The 15,770-nt window shown below is 57.9% G+C and carries 19 protein-coding genes and 1 pseudogene; 18 read left to right on the top strand and 2 right to left on the bottom strand.

Annotated elements, in window-relative coordinates:
- The first annotated feature begins 1 nt into the window (after nucleotide 1).
- A pseudogene (gene mnmE / locus CAI21_RS03810) lies at nucleotides 2-1,349 on the top strand (tRNA uridine-5-carboxymethylaminomethyl(34) synthesis GTPase MnmE).
- A gap of 129 nt (nucleotides 1,350-1,478) precedes the next feature.
- On the opposite strand, the gene CAI21_RS03805 reads toward mnmE, so the two are convergent.
- Both CAI21_RS03805 and CAI21_RS03800 read right to left on the bottom strand, forming a co-directional pair.
- Nucleotides 1,479-2,402, bottom strand: coding sequence for a tetratricopeptide repeat protein (locus tag CAI21_RS03805; RefSeq protein ID WP_147305027.1), 924 nt, complete (start codon nucleotides 2,400-2,402; stop codon nucleotides 1,479-1,481).
- Nucleotides 2,399-2,722: a hypothetical protein gene (locus CAI21_RS03800; protein ID WP_116301081.1), complete on the bottom strand. Its 324-nt coding sequence runs from the start codon at nucleotides 2,720-2,722 to the stop codon at nucleotides 2,399-2,401. The genes CAI21_RS03805 and CAI21_RS03800 overlap by 4 nt, the downstream gene beginning before the upstream one ends.
- A 255-nt stretch (nucleotides 2,723-2,977) precedes the next feature.
- On the opposite strand from CAI21_RS03800, the gene CAI21_RS03795 reads away from it, so the two are divergent.
- The 17 genes from CAI21_RS03795 (at nucleotide 2,978) to atpG (ending at nucleotide 15,741) form a co-directional block, all read left to right on the top strand.
- Nucleotides 2,978-3,220 (top strand): MoaD/ThiS family protein, encoded by a 243-nt coding sequence (locus CAI21_RS03795; RefSeq protein ID WP_116301080.1) that lies wholly within the window; start codon nucleotides 2,978-2,980, stop codon nucleotides 3,218-3,220.
- Between the two features lie 36 nt (nucleotides 3,221-3,256).
- On the top strand, nucleotides 3,257-3,709 hold the full coding sequence (locus CAI21_RS03790) for a molybdenum cofactor biosynthesis protein MoaE (RefSeq protein ID WP_116301079.1): 453 nt from the start codon (nucleotides 3,257-3,259) through the stop codon (nucleotides 3,707-3,709).
- 4 nt (nucleotides 3,710-3,713) lie between these two features.
- Complete coding sequence (gene moaB / locus CAI21_RS03785; protein WP_116301078.1) at nucleotides 3,714-4,241, top strand: molybdenum cofactor biosynthesis protein B; 528 nt, start codon at nucleotides 3,714-3,716, stop codon at nucleotides 4,239-4,241.
- Nucleotides 4,242-4,292: 51 nt separating this feature from the next.
- Nucleotides 4,293-5,384, top strand: a complete 1,092-nt coding sequence (gene apbC, locus CAI21_RS03780; RefSeq protein ID WP_116301077.1) for an iron-sulfur cluster carrier protein ApbC — start codon at nucleotides 4,293-4,295, stop codon at nucleotides 5,382-5,384.
- A gap of 5 nt (nucleotides 5,385-5,389) precedes the next feature.
- Entirely contained in the window at nucleotides 5,390-5,989 is a 600-nt protein-coding gene (gene mobA / locus CAI21_RS03775; RefSeq protein ID WP_116301076.1) for a molybdenum cofactor guanylyltransferase MobA, read from the top strand.
- 150 nt (nucleotides 5,990-6,139) lie between these two features.
- Nucleotides 6,140-8,044, top strand: coding sequence for a tRNA uridine-5-carboxymethylaminomethyl(34) synthesis enzyme MnmG (gene mnmG / locus CAI21_RS03770; protein WP_116301075.1), 1,905 nt, complete (start codon nucleotides 6,140-6,142; stop codon nucleotides 8,042-8,044).
- Nucleotides 8,037-8,519 (top strand): 16S rRNA (guanine(527)-N(7))-methyltransferase RsmG, encoded by a 483-nt coding sequence (rsmG, locus tag CAI21_RS03765; RefSeq protein WP_116301074.1) that lies wholly within the window; start codon nucleotides 8,037-8,039, stop codon nucleotides 8,517-8,519. The genes mnmG and rsmG overlap by 8 nt, the downstream gene beginning before the upstream one ends.
- Before the next feature lie 19 nt (nucleotides 8,520-8,538).
- The gene (locus CAI21_RS24600) at nucleotides 8,539-8,697 is read left to right on the top strand and encodes a hypothetical protein (protein ID WP_258867992.1); all 159 of its coding nucleotides are present in this window, start codon (nucleotides 8,539-8,541) and stop codon (nucleotides 8,695-8,697) included.
- Between the two features lie 139 nt (nucleotides 8,698-8,836).
- Nucleotides 8,837-9,634 carry a ParA family protein gene (locus tag CAI21_RS03755; RefSeq protein ID WP_116301072.1) on the top strand — a complete coding sequence of 266 codons (798 nt, stop codon included), beginning with the start codon at nucleotides 8,837-8,839 and terminating at the stop codon, nucleotides 9,632-9,634.
- An 18-nt stretch (nucleotides 9,635-9,652) separates the two neighbouring features.
- Nucleotides 9,653-10,516: a ParB/RepB/Spo0J family partition protein gene (locus tag CAI21_RS03750; RefSeq protein WP_116301071.1), complete on the top strand. Its 864-nt coding sequence runs from the start codon at nucleotides 9,653-9,655 to the stop codon at nucleotides 10,514-10,516.
- Between the two features lie 179 nt (nucleotides 10,517-10,695).
- Complete coding sequence (locus CAI21_RS03745) at nucleotides 10,696-11,052, top strand: ATP synthase subunit I (protein ID WP_181919252.1); 357 nt, start codon at nucleotides 10,696-10,698, stop codon at nucleotides 11,050-11,052.
- 18 nt (nucleotides 11,053-11,070) lie between these two features.
- Nucleotides 11,071-11,898 carry a F0F1 ATP synthase subunit A gene (gene atpB / locus CAI21_RS03740; RefSeq protein WP_116301069.1) on the top strand — a complete coding sequence of 276 codons (828 nt, stop codon included), beginning with the start codon at nucleotides 11,071-11,073 and terminating at the stop codon, nucleotides 11,896-11,898.
- Nucleotides 11,899-11,948: 50 nt separating this feature from the next.
- Nucleotides 11,949-12,251 (top strand): F0F1 ATP synthase subunit C, encoded by a 303-nt coding sequence (gene atpE / locus CAI21_RS03735; RefSeq protein WP_404840849.1) that lies wholly within the window; start codon nucleotides 11,949-11,951, stop codon nucleotides 12,249-12,251.
- 37 nt (nucleotides 12,252-12,288) lie between these two features.
- Nucleotides 12,289-12,759, top strand: coding sequence for a F0F1 ATP synthase subunit B (locus tag CAI21_RS03730; RefSeq protein WP_116301068.1), 471 nt, complete (start codon nucleotides 12,289-12,291; stop codon nucleotides 12,757-12,759).
- Between the two features lie 11 nt (nucleotides 12,760-12,770).
- Nucleotides 12,771-13,307, top strand: coding sequence for a F0F1 ATP synthase subunit delta (locus CAI21_RS03725; RefSeq protein ID WP_116301067.1), 537 nt, complete (start codon nucleotides 12,771-12,773; stop codon nucleotides 13,305-13,307).
- 6 nt (nucleotides 13,308-13,313) lie between these two features.
- Entirely contained in the window at nucleotides 13,314-14,861 is a 1,548-nt protein-coding gene (gene atpA / locus CAI21_RS03720; protein WP_181919269.1) for a F0F1 ATP synthase subunit alpha, read from the top strand.
- Nucleotides 14,862-14,880: 19 nt separating this feature from the next.
- Nucleotides 14,881-15,741 (top strand): F0F1 ATP synthase subunit gamma, encoded by an 861-nt coding sequence (atpG, locus tag CAI21_RS03715; protein WP_116301065.1) that lies wholly within the window; start codon nucleotides 14,881-14,883, stop codon nucleotides 15,739-15,741.
- The last annotated feature ends 29 nt before the right edge of the window (nucleotides 15,742-15,770 follow it).

The following is a 15,770-nucleotide window of genomic DNA, read 5'->3' as shown; positions in this document are numbered from 1 at the left end:
CGTGAGCGGCGGCACCGATACGATTTGTGCCGTCGCCACTCCGCCCGGTCAGGGCGGAGTGGGCGTAGTGCGCGTGTCGGGGCCGGCTACCCGCGAATTGGCGAACGCCATTTGGGTAGCGTGCCGGCACCGCGCCAGGCAAGCTTTCGCCGCTTCCGCGATAACGAAGGCGATGTCCTCGACGAGGGCATCGCTTTGTTTTTCCGGCTCCGCACTCGTTTACCGGCGAAGACGTTCTAGAGCTTCAGGGGCATGGCGGTCCGGTTGTCATGGATCGTTTACTGCGTCGCCTGACCGAGCTCGGCGCTCGCCTCGCGCGCCCCGGCGAGTACTCGGAACGGGCATTTCTCAACGGTAAGCTCGACCTCGCACAAGCCGAGGCTGTGGCGGACTTGATTGCAGCGGGCACCGAGGCTGGCGCACGAGCGGCCATGCGTTCCCTTCAAGGTGCGTTTTCCGAGACGGTAGAGAGCCTGGTCGACGCCGTGATCGAGCTGCGCATGTATGTCGAATCCGCCATCGACTTTCCGGACGAAGAAATCGATTTCTTGACGGATGGCGAAGTCGAGCGGCGGTTGGATCGTATCGATGCGGCACTTGCCGACGTCCGAGCGAGCGCCCGCCAGGGGCAGGTGCTTCGCGACGGTATGACGGTGGTCATTGCCGGTCGACCTAACGCCGGTAAGTCGAGCTTGCTCAATCGTCTGGCCGGTTATGAAGCCGCCATTGTCACAGATATCGAAGGGACGACACGCGACGTCCTGCGGGAACATATTCAAATCGACGGCATGCCCCTGCACGTTATCGATACCGCGGGTCTGCGCGATAGCGCGGATATCGTCGAACAAGAAGGAATCCGTCGTGCCTGGGACGCTATCGCAAATGCCGATCGGGTTTTGCTGGTAGTCGACGATGCCCAAGGGCCGGGCGTGGCCGAGCGAGAGGTTGCCGGCCGCTTGCCTGCCCAAGTCGGCTTAACGGTCATTCGCAATAAGATCGATTTAAGCGGCCACGCAGCGGGTATTGAGGAAGGAGCGCTCGGTATCGAAGTTTACGTTAGCGCGGCGACCGGCGACGGTTTGGCCGAGCTGCGCGAGCATCTAAAAGCGTGCATGGGGTATCAGGAATCCGAGACCGGCTTTATCGCCCGCCGTCGCCATCTCGATGCCCTGGAACGGGCCGGACAACACCTACAAGCCGGTCGTCGCCAACTCGTCGAGTTTGCCGCCGGCGAACTACTTGCCGAAGAGCTGCGCCAAGTACAAGAAGCTTTAGGTGAAATCACCGGCCGCTTTACTTCCGACGATCTTCTAGGTCGCATCTTCTCTAGTTTTTGCATCGGTAAGTAACGGCTAACGACTCGCCCCTCACGGTAAACGCGCCCAGGAACACTGCCTCCGCAAATCTATCTGCGAAGGCACGCGAAGACAGGCTCCGTCAGGAGGCGTCATGCCATTCACCCAGCTCGACCGACTGCGTTAGCCGGGCGCCGTCTCCAATATATGTAAATAGTGAGCGATTGATGCTGCTTCGGGATTGCCCGGAAAATACTTCTGCACGAACTTAAGAATCGCTTCCGCACGCTGCGGCTCGCTCAGTTCGGTGTGAAAAATTTGCGCGGCCAGCAGGTACAAGCTGGGCGTACTCGGGTGCTTGGGAAACCGTTTATGAAATCCGTTGATGAGCTGAATCGCTTCGTGAAAGGCGCGCCGGTCGCGTAGCAGTCTTGCCAGCGGTAAATAGACGGACGGTTCGTTCAACTGGAAATCGGGGTCGAGCTGCTTACACGACACGTAAGTCTCTACCGCTTCCCGGATACGTTCCTGCGCGACTAACTTCGGAATAAAGTGGTTACCGTGACCGCGGAGTGAGGATTTATCCCCGGTTAGCTTGCAGAGCCGGTGGAACTGCCGGTGTAACTCCAGATTATCGGGCGTGCTTTGCAGTATGCCGCGCAACTCTTCCCGCGCGGCGTCGTAGCGCCCCTCGGCAAGAAAGCGTTTATATAAAGCAAGATCCGCATCGTCCTCGCCGGTTTCTGCGTCGGGAGCGTAACCGAGTTTGTCATGGTGCTGGTACAGCACGTACCCCATCAGGCTGTACATGATCACCATGAAGTAAAACGAGCTAAACGCCCAGGCCGCCATCAATACCGCTTCTGGCACCTTGTCCCAGAGCAGAGCCACTACGAGGCTGCTGCTACCGTTAAGCAGGATTAAGCAGCCGTATAAACACCAGTACGTCCATCCCAAGCGGGCGATAAGGCCGATCAGTAACATCGGGTGCAGCGCCGAGAAGACACTCCGTGTACCCGCCAAAACCATTACGCTTGCGGGCAGCGCTGCGAGGAAGAAGACGAAAAATACAATACCGAAGAACACCCCGGCGACATTTATGATCAAGCCTTGAATAAAAGGCCTACCAGAATAAACAGCGCGAGTTGTTTAAAAGCGATGCCGTAGCCTTCGAGCAAGGTTTCCCGATTCAGAGGGGGAGGGTCCAAGTAGCCCTCTCCGCAACGGTCGAGAACCTCGAATAGATACTTGGTGAAAAAGGCAAATAACGCCAGTGTGACTAAAACGCCCAGCAAACTAACCGGGAGAACGAGAAATAGCGCCGTTAACGTGGCGACGACAATGAATGCGGCGGGCTTGAACGGATAAGCGAAGAACTGCGGCAAGCGCTGCCAAAAGGGCGCTACGGCGGGAGAAGCGGTTTGCACGGAACGAATTCCCTTTCGAATCTTATGATGTGCTGACGGGTTTTATTGCCCAATTATAACAAAGCGGCCAATACGCTGAATGATCCCTTTGGGTCACTGGATGCTCTGTTATCGCTTGACACATGCAGTGCGAGGAAGTGATCCAGTATCTTAAAGCGGCGCCTCTCTTGACCAATCTCATTGACAGTAGCGGCGCACCTTTGGGTTAATCGGTAACCATAATCTCGACCTGTCGGCAATGAGGAGCACTGCAGGGTGGAAATTCAGTTTTATGGTGTTTTGCAGCAAGTCGTCGGCCAGTCGACCGTGCAGTTGGCGGGGCTTCCGAGCGGAGCGCAGGCTGCCGAGGTGTTACGGCATCTGGGCGACGAATACCCGGAGCTAGCCGAGCACCTGCCCCGGGTTGCTTGTGCGCAAGGGGATAGTTTGATTCGCCGCGATCAGCCGATCGACCCCAACCAAGCTTTAGTGTTGCTGCCCCCGGTCAGCGGTGGCTGAATGTTAGCAAGCGCAGCGACCGAGACAGGAGTTTTTATGAACCGTATTACCGAGCAACCGCTGGATTTAGAAGCCCTATTGCGCGAGACGGCGAACGATGCCAGTGGCGCCCTGGTGGTTTTTTCCGGTACGGTGCGTGACCACCACGAAGGCAAGGGCGTTAGCGGAATGCGTTACACCGCCTACGAGCCGTTGGCGGAGAAAGTCCTGCTGGAGTTGGAGCAGGAAACCATCGCCAAGTTTCCTATCCACACCTGCCGGATCGTCCATCGGGTCGGCAATCTTGCCGTGGGCGAAGACAGCGTACTCATTGTGGTTCGCTCGGCCCATCGCGGCGACGGATTCGACGCCGCGCGTTATGCCATCGATACCTTAAAAGAGCGCTTGCCGGTGTGGAAGCAGGACTTTTATACCGACGGTAGCGAGTCCTATCAGGACGGTACGCCGCTGCCCGGCTCGCAAGCCGCCGACAACTCAGAAAAGGGGTGAGCGGATGAGTCAGCAGCAAGCGCCTGAGTTTCAACCCTTGAATATTGCCGTACTGACCGTATCGGACACCCGTACCGAGGCCGACGACACGTCGGGGAGGATATTGGTGGAACGCATACGGCAGGCCGGGCATCGTCTGGCGGAGAAGCGCATCGCGCCGGACGATCGCTATCAAATCCGCGCCATTCTGTCGCAGTGGATCGCCGACGAGCAGGTCCAAGTCATTATTACCACCGGCGGCACCGGCATTACCGGCAGAGACATAACGCCAGAGGCCGTGCGGCCCTTGCTTGACCGGGAACTGGAAGGCTTCGGCGAACTGTTTCGTTTTCTCTCCTGGGAGGAAATCGGCAGTTCTACGTTACAATCGCGCGCCCTGGGCGGTATTGCTAACGCTACCTTGTTATTCGTACTGCCCGGATCTTCGGGCGCATGCCGTACCGGTTGGGATAAAATATTGCAGCCGCAACTCGACCGACGCATCAAGCCGTGCAACTTCGTAACCTTGTTGCCGCGCTTGCGAGAGCATTAATTTTAGGATCGCGCGGGGCGTTACCACCGCCTCGGACGGAGGATGTTGAGAATGACCACTGTCAGCCGCAGCAACGTCGAACAGGCGATTGCCACTTATACCGAGCCCCATTTGGGCAAGGATCTGGTTGCGACGAAAAGCGTAAAAGACGTTCGTATCGAAAGCGGTCGTGTGGCAGTGGAGCTAGCGCTTGGTTTTCCTGCACGCAGTACGTTCGATGCGTTGCGTGCCGAATTGACTCAGCGCATCGCCGCCTTGCCCGGCGTCGACCAGGTTGAGGTCTCGATAACCACCGACATTAAAGCGCATGGCGGACAAAGCCCGGCGGCGAATGTTAAGGGCGTTAAAAACATTATCGCTGTCGCCTCCGGCAAGGGTGGGGTCGGTAAATCCACCACGGCCGTTAATCTGGCGCTAGCCTTAACTGCCGAGGGTGCGCGGGTCGGTATACTCGACGCCGATATCTATGGCCCGAATCAACCGCGCATGCTTGGTCTTAGCGGTCGCCCGGACTCGCCGGACGGCAAATCGATTCTGCCGATGCGCGCCTACGACGTACAGTCGATGTCCTCGGGTTTTTTGGTTGACGAAGAAACCCCGATGATTTGGCGCGGGCCGATGGTAACTCAGGCCCTAGAGCAACTGCTGCGGGATACCCGCTGGGACGAGGTCGATTACTTAATTGTCGATATGCCGCCCGGCACTGGCGATGTGCAACTGACCCTATCGCAAAAGGTACCGGTGAGTGGCGCGGTTATCGTGACGACGCCACAAGATATAGCCCTGTTGGATGCTCGCAAGGGGCTTAAAATGTTCCAGAAAGTCAACGTGCCGGTGTTGGGTATCGTTGAAAACATGAGTACCCATATTTGCAGCCAATGCGGGCACGAGGAACCGATTTTCGGCGCCGGCGGCGGGCAGCGGATGGCAGAGCAGTACGAAGTCGATTTGCTGGGATCCTTACCGCTCGATATCCGTATTCGGGAGCAGGCCGATGGCGGCAAACCGACCGTAGTTGCCGAACCCGAAGGTAAGATTGCCCTGGCTTACCGCGACATTGCTCGTCGCGTCGGCGCCAAGCTCGCGTTGCAGGTGCGCGATTACGGCAGCCGTTTTCCCAAAATAGTCGTCGAGAACAGCTAGACCCTATGGCGAATGCGTCGGTAACCGGGCTCATCCTCGCCGGCGGGCGCGCTACCCGCATGCAAGGGCGCGATAAGGGGTTGGTAAAACTTGCCGGTAAACCGATGATCGAGCATGTCATTGCGCGATTACGGCCCCAAACCTCCGCTTTGCTTATTAACGCCAATCGCAGCCAGGCGGCGTATGCCGCCTATGGTTTTCCCGTCATTGCCGACGACCTGACGGGCTATGAGGGGCCGCTGGCGGGTATCGCAGCTGGACTGAACGTCGCCGAAACCGAATGGATAGCCACCGTACCTTGCGACGCGCCTTTGTTGCCCAAGGATCTAGTCGACCGCTTGCTAAGCGCCTTACGGACTCGGCGCGCCGAAGTGGCCGTTGCCAAGGCGGACGGTCGTTGGCAGCCGGTGTTTGCATTGATAGCGCGCCGGTTACTGCCAAGCCTGGACGCTTACCTAGCGGCCGGCGGACGTCAGGTTAAACGTTGGTATGCCGAATGCGGTGCCGTCGAGGTCGATTTCGAAGACAGCGCGCTTGGTTTCGCGAACATCAATAGCGTCGACGAACTCACCACCCTGGAATCGGTGCTGCGGGTTGCGGAGTAGCGACGGCGGGTTTTACTGTCCACGCTGAATCGGTAAATCGAAAGTCGATCGGCTTTTACTCCGCGACGTATTGCCTTGATGCAATATCCGGTGTCGCTTAAACTGAACTGTTCTCTTTACTCGATCCGAATAGTTTGAGGCATCCCTCCCATGCAGTACGCGCAGCAGTTCGATGTCATCGTCGTCGGTGGCGGACATGCCGGCACCGAAGCCGCGCTGGCGGCCGCGCGCACCGGCTGTCGCACGTTGCTCCTGACCCACAATATCGAAACGATCGGTCAGATGAGCTGTAATCCGGCGATTGGCGGCATTGGCAAAGGCCATTTAGTCAAAGAGATCGACGCCATGGGGGGGCTGATGGCGCGGGCGATCGATCGCGGCGGGATTCAGTTCCGTATCCTCAATAGCCGTAAAGGCCCTGCCGTGCGAGCGACGCGCGCTCAGGCTGACCGGGTATTGTATAAACAGGCCGTGCGCGCCGCGGTTGAAAATCAACCGAACCTCACCTTCTTCCAGCAGGCTGTGGAAGACCTGACGGTAGAAGGCGACCGAGTCACAGGCGTGGTCACCCAGATGGGTTTGCGTTTCGCCGCGCCGACCGTTGTGCTCACCGTTGGCACCTTCCTCGGCGGCCAAATCCATATCGGGATGAGCAATTATCAAGGCGGCCGAGCTGGGGACCCGCCGGCCAACGCGCTTGCTAAACGCTTGCGTGAGCTACCATTCCACGTGGAACGTTTGAAAACCGGCACGCCGCCCCGTATCGACGGGCGCACCATCGATTTCGAGCAATTGCAGGCCCAGCCGGGTGACGATCCTGTCCCGACCTTTTCCTTCTTAGGCAGTGCCGACCAGCATCCGCGCCAGGTGCCGTGTTATATCACCCATACCAATGAGCGGACGCACGAGATTATTCGTGGCGGTTTGGACCGTTCGCCGATGTACGCCGGTGTGATCGATGGCGTGGGGCCACGTTACTGCCCGTCGGTAGAAGATAAGGTCGTACGCTTTTCCGATAAGAATTCGCATCAGATCTTTCTAGAGCCGGAAGGTCTGGACACGCACGAAATCTACCCCAACGGCATTTCTACCAGTTTGCCGTTCGACGTGCAGTACGAGCTAGTTCGTTCGATCCGTGGAATGGAAAACGCGCATATCACTCGGCCGGGATACGCAATCGAATACGATTTCTTCGATCCTCGGGATTTGAAGCCGAGTTTGGAGACGCGCTTTATCGAAGGGTTGTTCTTCGCCGGCCAGATTAATGGCACGACCGGTTACGAAGAGGCGGCCGCTCAAGGCCTGGTGGCCGGGCTCAATGCCGCCAATCGGGTACTGGAGCGCGAGGCCTGGAGTCCGCGCCGCGACGAAGCCTATATCGGCGTGCTGATCGACGATTTGATTACCTGCGGTACCCAAGAGCCGTATCGGATGTTTACCAGTCGTGCCGAATACCGTCTTTTGCTACGTGAGGATAATGCGGACCTTCGGCTTACCGAGAAAGCCCGCGAGTTGGATTTGATCGACGATGCTCACTGGGAAGCTTTCTGTCGTAAGCGGGAAGCCATCGAACACGAGCAGGCGCGTTTGCAGGCGACGCTGCTGCGGCCCGAACAAGTCACCGAGGAAGAGGCTGAGCGCGTGTTGGGCGGGCCTTTGAAGCGCGAGCAACGCTTGAGCGAGTTGCTCCGTCGCCCGGAAGTCAACTATGCGGATCTGATGAGCTTGACGGCCGCAGGCGAGCCGGTGAGCGATCCGAAGGTGGCCGAGCAAGTCGAGATTCAGGCCAAATACACCGGCTATTTAGAGCGCCAGGTGGAGGAGATCGAGCGCGCCCGTCGTTATGAGGAAGTTCGCGTTCCGGCAGACATCGATTATGACCAAGTACAGGGCTTGTCTTCCGAAGTTCGCGAGAAATTCAAGCAGCGCCGACCGGAAACCTTAGGTCTTGCCTCTCGCATTCCAGGTGTGACGCCGGCGGCGGTTTCGCTGCTTCTGGTTCATCTGAAAAACAAGGTTCGCTGCGTCGCAGCGCATAGTAGTAGCCGTGCTTGAGCATACCGTGAAAGAGCGCTTGTCGCATGGCTTAAGGCAGTTGCCGGAGCCGGTAGACGAGACAGTAGAACGCCCATTGTCGGCCTATCTTGCGTTGCTGGCAAAGTGGAATCGTGCCTTTAATCTATCCGCCGTGCGCGAGCCGGCGGAAATGGTGACGCGCCACTTGCTCGACAGCCTCAGCGTACTGCCTTATCTCGAAGGGCGCCGTTTGCTGGATGTTGGCACCGGCCCAGGGTTGCCGGGGATTCCGCTGGCTTTAGCGCGGCCGGATATGAGCGTGGTACTGCTCGATAGCAACGGAAAGAAAACCCGTTTTCTGCGCCAAGTCGTACTTGAGCTTTCTCTAAGCAATGTGGATGTCGTCGACAGCCGGGTCGAGGCGTATTCGCCCGCGGGCGCTTCGATACGATCGTATCGCGCGCCTTCGCCGACGCCGGGCTTTTTTCCGCTTAACGCAGCCGTTGCTGAATGAGGGTGGGCAACTGCTTGCGATGAAGGGCCGAATCGACGAAGCGGAAATTGCCAAAACCCGCTCGGAACGCGGTAAGCTTCTTATCCACCCATTGCAGGTACCGGGTTTGGATGCCGAGCGGCATTTGCTGCAATTCAAACCGGCAATCGCCTCTCGGGAGGAGGCTAGAGTTCAATAGCCCTTATCCCCAGGGAATGGATGCCGATAACGGGGTACGCATGTCATGACATCATCGATGTCGTATCGCCCGCGTAGCAGAATGCCGACGCCCTGCTACGGGAAACCATTAAAGCTAGCCTTGGGGGACCACTGAACCTATGGGCAAAATTATCGCGGTAACCAACCAGAAAGGCGGGGTTGGAAAAACCACCACCGCCGTTAACCTGGCCGCAGCGCTCGCTGGCAGTCGTAAACGGGTGCTTTTGGTCGATCTCGACCCGCAGGGAAACGCTACGGTCGGTTCCGGGATAGACAAGGATGCCGTCCCCCACAGCGGCTACGATGTGCTGATGGATACGGTAAGTATCCGCGAAGCCTTGGTACCCGTCGAACACGCCAATTTTACGTTGCTACCGGCCAATGGCGATCTAACCGCCGCCGAAGTGACCTTGCTGGAAGCCAAAGGGCGAGAGCAGCGACTGCGCCTGCAACTGGCGCGGGTCAAATCCGAGTACGACTATATATTGGTCGACTGCCCGCCTTCGCTGAATATTCTCACCGTCAATGCCTTGGTGGCGTCTCATGGCGTTCTAATTCCTATCCAATGCGAGTACTACGCGTTGGAAGGGTTGACTGCCTTGCTGGATACCATAAAACGCGTTCAGGAAACGGTGAACCCGGAGCTGGTGATCGAAGGTTTATTGCGTACTATGTATGACCCGCGGAATAACCTCGCGACGCAGGTCGGGGCGCAATTGATCCAACATTTCAACGACCGAGTCTATCGGACGATGATTCCGCGGAACGTACGCTTGGCCGAGGCCCCTAGTTACGGCTTGCCGGCTATGCAGTACGATCGCACCTCGCGCGGGGCCTTAGCCTACATGGCCCTGGCATCGGAGATGATCCGGCGCGACCAGCGCGCTGCCATGAACGACGGCGCGGGTACGGCATAGTAAGGGAGTAGTGGAGCGATGAGCGCGGGAAAACGCAGAGGCTTAGGGCGTGGTTTAGATGCCCTTCTAGGAGCGACTACCGAGGCTGCCGAAGCGGCGGACCACGGCGAGTTGCGTAATTTACCGGTAGAGTTTCTGCAGCGTGGTCGTTATCAGCCACGTACCGAGTTTGATCCTGCCGCTTTACAGGAACTGGCGGATTCCATCCGTGCGCAGGGTGTGGTGCAACCTATCGTTGTGCGACCGCTAGCCGTGGATAGCTACGAGATTGTCGCCGGCGAACGTCGCTGGCGTGCAGCCCAGCTGGCCGGTTTGCACGAAATCCCGGCCTTAGTTCGGGATGTGTCGAATGAAGTCGCCGTTGCCGTCGCCCTGATCGAGAATATCCAGCGGGAGGATTTAAACCCCCTGGAAGAAGCCGTCGCCTTCAAGCGCTTGGTCGACGAATTCGGGATGACCCATCAAGAGGTCGCGGACACGGTAGGACGATCGCGAGCGAGTATCAGTAACCTCCTACGTTTACTGGAACTCAACAGCGACGTCAAAAAACTGGTCGAACAAGGCGAACTCGATATGGGGCATGCGCGCGCACTTGCCGGACTAGCCGGCCCCAAACAAAGCGAAGCGGCTGCGCAGGTCGTCAATCGCAATTTAAACGTTCGGGCGACCGAGGCTTTAGTACGGCGAATGTTAGAAGAGGCCAATGCTCCAAAACCGGCGCCGCGTCCCTTAGATCCCAATATCCGCCGTTTGCAAGAGGATCTCTCCGAGCGGCTAGGCGCAGCGGTTAAAATTCAACAGGAACCGCGCGGCAAAGGGAAACTGGTGATCCAGTACAGCAGCCTGGATGAACTAGATGGCATTTTGGAGCGCATTCGTTAGCCGTGCACTATTTTCGAGCACATTTTTGCCTTTGCTTTGCAAGCGAGCGTTGACCGCTAACTGGCTAATCTTTATACTCCGCGCCTGAACTTGAGCCGGCCAGCAGCCAGCCTCAGTCGCAAAGGTACGCTGGCACGAACCTCGCGGGACGCGGCTATGACATCGATAGAGCAATGTGGATGCAGCCGGTAGTTTCGCGAGTCGCAGTTGGGCAGCTCCTCGTTGCCGTCATTAGCGCCGTTATTTGGTTCATTGTGCGTGAAGCGGGCGCCGCCGAAGCCGCATTCTTCGGGGGAATGATCGGGTTCGTCCCGACCACGGTCATGGCGCTGATTATGTTCCGCCGGCGTGCGATGGGCAGCCCAAAAATCATGGTGCGGGCGTTCTACTGGGGAGAAGCGGTCAAGTTTGTGTTAACGGTTGCAATGTTTCTCATCGCGATACCGTTGTATCACGCAAACTTTCTGCCCTTGATCGTGACGTACGTCTTTTCATTGATGGTGTCCTGGTTCGCTCTTTTAAAGGGCAACACCTAAAGACAGCGGTAGGGAAAAATGGCTACGAACACCGAATCCGTGTCCGCAACCGATTATATTCTTCACCACCTTACCCACCTGCAGGTCGGCGAGGGTTTCTGGACTTTTCACATCGACACGCTCGCCGTTTCTTTTATTCTCGGCGCGATTTTCTGTGGCGTGTTCTATATGGGAGCGCGCCGCGCGACGGCTGGCGTGCCCGGGGGGCTGCAGAACTTTGTCGAATCGATGGTGGATTTCGTTAGCAACCTGACGAAGGAAACCTACGGCGGTAAGAGCAAACTGATTGCACCGCTCGCGCTGACGCTGTTCGTCTGGATCTTCCTGATGAACCTCATGGACTTGGTGCCGATCGACTTGGCGCCGAACACCATGGCCGCCATGGGCGTCGGTTACTTCAAGATTCTCCCGACCGTGAACCTCAACACGACTTTCGCGCTGTCGATCAGTATCTTACTGCTCACCTTCGCCTTCGGTGTGATGAATCAGGGCGGCGGCCACTACGTCAAGCACATGTTCACGCACCCGTTCGGCCCTTGGCTGGCGCCGTTCAACTTCGTGCTGTTTATCGTTGAGAGCTTCGCACGGACCATCTCTCTCTCGCTGCGTTTGTTCGGCAACATGTACGCCGCCGAGTTGATCTTTATTCTGATTGCCATTTTTACCTTGGGCCATGCCATCAGCGACATCGCCAGCCTCAGCGTGATTCCGATGTTCCTGACCCAGATTGTTCTGGCCTTCGCATGGGCGGTGTTCCATATCCTGGTTATTCCGCTACAAGCGTTTATTTTCATGATGCTTTCGATCGTCTACCTCAGCATGACGCTGCCGGAAGAAGATCACTGATTAACTGTTGTTTTTCTTGTCCATAACTGAGCCATCTCTTGGAGGTAACAATGGAACTCGCTAGTCTGGAACTCGCTGCTCTGATCGCCAACGTCCAGGGCATCACCATCATCGCCGTCGCCATCATCATTGCTGCTGGCGCCATCGGCACCGCTTTTGGCTTCGCTATCATGGGTGGCAAGTTCCTGGAAAGTATTGCCCGTCAACCGGAAGTGGCTCCGATGCTGCAAGGCCGTATGTTCCTGTTGGCCGGTCTGCTCGACGCCGTGTCCATGATCGGTATCGGTATTGCCCTGTTCTTCACCTTTGCCAACCCGTTCCTGGATGCCATTTTTCAGGCTGCTGGCGCCTAAGTAATACGTCCACCGAATCCAAACGGGAGGTGATGGCATGGATATAAATGCCACCCTATTCGGCCAGATGATCGCCTTTGCGCTCTTCGTCTGGTTTACGATGAAGTTTGTCTGGCCGCCGATCTCGGAAGCCATGCGCGATCGTCAACAGAAGATCGCCGATGGCCTTGCTGCCGCTGAACGTGGTCAGCAGGATCTCGATCTCGCGCAAGAGCGTGCATCCGAGATTCTTCGCGAAGCCCGTCAGCAAGCGGCCGAGATCATGGAAAAGGCCAACAAGCGCGGTAACGAGCTGGTCGAAGAGGCGAAGACCGCCGCCCGTGAGGAAGGCGAGCGTCAGATTGCCGCTGCCCAAGCCAAAATCGAGCAAGAGCTCAACGAGGCGAAGGCGGAGCTACGCGAGCAGTTGGTGACTCTGGCTATTACGGGTGCCACCAAGGTACTTGAGCGTGAAATCAGTGCGGAAGCGCACAACGACATGCTCAACGAGCTGGCCAAACAACTGTAAGGCGAATCTCGATGGCGGAATTAGGCACAATCGCGCGTCCTTACGCACAAGCAGTGTACGAGCTGGCCAAGGATACAGGCCAGCTCCCGCAATGGTCCGAGCAGCTGGACTTTGCCGCGGCGGTCGCGAGCGACAACCTCATGCAAGGGCTGCTACTGAGCCCGCGGTTCTCTCCGGCGCAGCTTGAAGAAATGTTCATCAAGGTCTGCGAGGAACGGCTGACCGACCAGGGTCGAAACATGATCCGGTTGCTGGCCGAGAACCGGCGTCTGCACCTGCTACCGCAAATTGCGAAGCAGTTTGCCGACCTGCGTGCCGCCGCCGAGAAGACCCTGCAGGCCCGTCTCATTTCTGCACAGCCGGTTGAACCCGCTGCCCAAGAGAAGTTGGCGGAAGCCCTGGGCAAGCGTCTTGACGTCAAGGTGACTCTCACCAACGAAATCGACGCAGGCCTCCTCGGTGGCGCAGTCATTCGCGCGGGAGACTTGGTTATCGATGGTTCGGTGCGCGGTCGGCTGGAGCGCCTTGCCGCCGGCTTGAACCGTTAAGGGGATATTCCAATGCAACTTAAAGCTTCGGAAATTAGCGATATTATCAGAAAGCGCATCGAAGACTTCGATGCTGTTGCCGAAGCCCGCAACGAAGGCACGGTAGTCTCCGTTACCGACGGAATCGTGCGCGTCGCCGGCCTGGCGGACGTCATGCAGGGCGAGATGTTGGAGTTCCCGGGCAACACCTTCGGCATGGCGCTCAACCTTGAGCGCGACAGTGTCGGTGTCGTGGTGCTTGGCGAATACCTGCACATCTCCGAGGGCGACCCGGTTAAATCGACCGGCCGTATTCTCGAAGTGCCGGTCGGCGAAGGCCTGTTGGGCCGCGTTGTCGACGCTCTGGGTAATCCGATCGACGGCAAAGGCCCGATCGAAGCCCAAGCAAGCTCGCCGGTCGAGAAAGTCGCGCCTGGCGTTATCGCCCGGCAGTCGGTAGATCAACCGGTGCAAACCGGTCTGAAAGCCGTCGACGCGATGATCCCGATTGGTCGTGGCCAGCGTGAGCTGATCATTGGCGACCGCCAAACCGGTAAGACGGCCGTCGCGATCGATGCCATCATCAACCAAAAAGGCACGGGCATTAAGTGCATCTACGTGGCTGTGGGGCAGAAAAACTCCTCCATCGCTTCCGTAGTGCGTAAGCTCGAAGAGCATGGCGCGATGGAGCACACCATCATCGTCGCCGCTGCTGCTGCCGACTCCGCGGCCATGCAGTTCATCGCTCCGTACGCCGGTTGCGCGATGGGCGAATACTTCCGCGACCGCGGCGAAGACGCCCTGATCGTCTACGACGATCTGTCCAAGCAGGCGGTTGCTTATCGTCAGGTGTCGCTGCTGTTGCGCCGTCCGCCGGGCCGTGAAGCGTTTCCGGGCGACGTGTTCTACCTCCATTCGCGTCTCCTTGAGCGTGCTGCTCGCGTTAACGCGGACTACGTAGAAAAGGTCACCAACGGCGAAGTGAAAGGCAAAACCGGCTCGCTGACGGCACTGCCGATCATCGAAACCCAGGCCGGCGACGTATCCGCCTTCGTTCCGACCAACGTAATTTCCATTACCGACGGTCAGATCTTCCTGGAAACCGACCTGTTCAACTCCGGTATCCGTCCTGCGATTAACGCCGGTATCTCCGTTTCGCGTGTAGGTGGCTCCGCGCAGACGAAGATCATTAAGAAACTCGGCGGTGGTATTCGTCTGGCACTGGCACAGTATCGCGAGTTGGCAGCGTTCTCCCAGTTCGCATCCGATCTCGACGAAGCGACCCGGAAACAGCTGGAACGCGGTCAGCGGGTAACGGAGCTGATGAAACAGCCACAGTACTCGCCGCTGTCGATTGCGGAGATGGCGTTGTCGCTGTACGCCGCGAACGAAGGTTACCTCGACGATCTGGAACTCGCGAAAGTCGGTCCGTTCGAGCAGGGCCTGCACGCTCATCTGAAATCCGCTCATAAGCCGTTGATGGACAAGATTAACGAGAAGGGCGATTTCAACGACGAGATCGAGCAAGGTCTGCGCAAGGTGATCGAAGAGTTCAAATCGACCGGCACCTGGTAAGCGATAGCGAGGAGCTCCAATGGCTGGCGCAAAAGAGATCCGCACTCAGATCAAGAGCGTACAAAATACGCAGAAGATCACCAGCGCGATGGAAATGGTCGCTGCGAGCAAAATGCGCTCAGCGCAGGTACGCATGCAGGCGGCCCGGCCCTACGCGGAGAAGATCCGTAACGTAATCGGCCACTTGGCACACGCAACGACTGACTATCAGCATCCGTTTCTGGTGCGGCGGGAAGTCAAGCGGGTAGGCTACATCGTAGTCACCAGCGACCGTGGTTTGTGCGGTGGCTTGAACGCTAACCTGTTTCGTCTGCTGTTGCCCCGTCTGCAACAGCACGAGAAGGACGGGGTCGAGGTGGATCTCTGCGCCATCGGCAGCAAGGGCGTGCAGTTTCTGAGCCGGTTTAAGGGCGGTTTGGTCGGACAGGCTACTAACCTAGGCGATACCCCGCATATTTCCGACTTGATCGGTACCGTCAAGGTTATGTTGGACGCCTATCGGGAAGGGCGGATTGACGAGTTGGTGGTATGTTACAACCAGTTCGTCAATACAATGACCCAAAACCCGACCTTGGAAACTGTGCTGCCGTTGCCGCCGGCCGAGGATCTCAAACAGGAGCATTCCTGGGATTACATCTACGAGCCGAACGCCGCCGAAGCGCTTGAGCAGTTGCTGTTCAGGTACATCGAGTCCTTGGTGTACCAGGCGGTCGTTGACAACATCGCCAGCGAGCAGGCGGCCCGAATGGTGGCGATGAAGGCGGCGTCGGATAATGCCGCCAGCCTGATCGACGACCTGCAGCTGGCCTATAACAAGGCCCGTCAGGCGGCGATCACCACCGAACTGTCTGAGATTGTAGCCGGCGCCGAGGCGGTGTAGGCGTCGGGCACCGCCGCCGCACCTAACGC

Source organism: Alkalilimnicola ehrlichii (assembly GCF_003399765.1).
In the GTDB taxonomy this organism is placed as follows: domain Bacteria; phylum Pseudomonadota; class Gammaproteobacteria; order Nitrococcales; family AK92; genus AK92.
The sequence above is the reverse complement of the archived record's forward strand: the minus strand, read 5'-3'. Positions and strand labels throughout refer to the sequence as shown.

Excerpts from the sequence above, each read along its gene's own strand:
- CAI21_RS24600 (WP_258867992.1), top strand. The coding sequence starts at position 8,539 with ATGAAGGGCCGAATCGACGAAGCGGAAATTGCCAAAACCCGCTCGGAA.
- mnmG (WP_116301075.1), top strand. The coding sequence starts at position 6,140 with ATGCAGTACGCGCAGCAGTTCGATGTCATCGTCGTCGGTGGCGGACAT.
- CAI21_RS03725 (WP_116301067.1), top strand. The coding sequence starts at position 12,771 with ATGGCGGAATTAGGCACAATCGCGCGTCCTTACGCACAAGCAGTGTAC.
- mobA (WP_116301076.1), top strand. The coding sequence starts at position 5,390 with ATGGCGAATGCGTCGGTAACCGGGCTCATCCTCGCCGGCGGGCGCGCT.
- atpB (WP_116301069.1), top strand. The coding sequence starts at position 11,071 with ATGGCTACGAACACCGAATCCGTGTCCGCAACCGATTATATTCTTCAC.
- atpE (WP_404840849.1), top strand. The coding sequence starts at position 11,949 with ATGGAACTCGCTAGTCTGGAACTCGCTGCTCTGATCGCCAACGTCCAG.
- CAI21_RS03750 (WP_116301071.1), top strand. The coding sequence starts at position 9,653 with ATGAGCGCGGGAAAACGCAGAGGCTTAGGGCGTGGTTTAGATGCCCTT.
- moaB (WP_116301078.1), top strand. The coding sequence starts at position 3,714 with ATGAGTCAGCAGCAAGCGCCTGAGTTTCAACCCTTGAATATTGCCGTA.
- atpG (WP_116301065.1), top strand. The coding sequence starts at position 14,881 with ATGGCTGGCGCAAAAGAGATCCGCACTCAGATCAAGAGCGTACAAAAT.
- CAI21_RS03730 (WP_116301068.1), top strand. The coding sequence starts at position 12,289 with ATGGATATAAATGCCACCCTATTCGGCCAGATGATCGCCTTTGCGCTC.
- CAI21_RS03790 (WP_116301079.1), top strand. The coding sequence starts at position 3,257 with ATGAACCGTATTACCGAGCAACCGCTGGATTTAGAAGCCCTATTGCGC.
- CAI21_RS03755 (WP_116301072.1), top strand. The coding sequence starts at position 8,837 with ATGGGCAAAATTATCGCGGTAACCAACCAGAAAGGCGGGGTTGGAAAA.
- apbC (WP_116301077.1), top strand. The coding sequence starts at position 4,293 with ATGACCACTGTCAGCCGCAGCAACGTCGAACAGGCGATTGCCACTTAT.
- CAI21_RS03745 (WP_181919252.1), top strand. The coding sequence starts at position 10,696 with ATGCAGCCGGTAGTTTCGCGAGTCGCAGTTGGGCAGCTCCTCGTTGCC.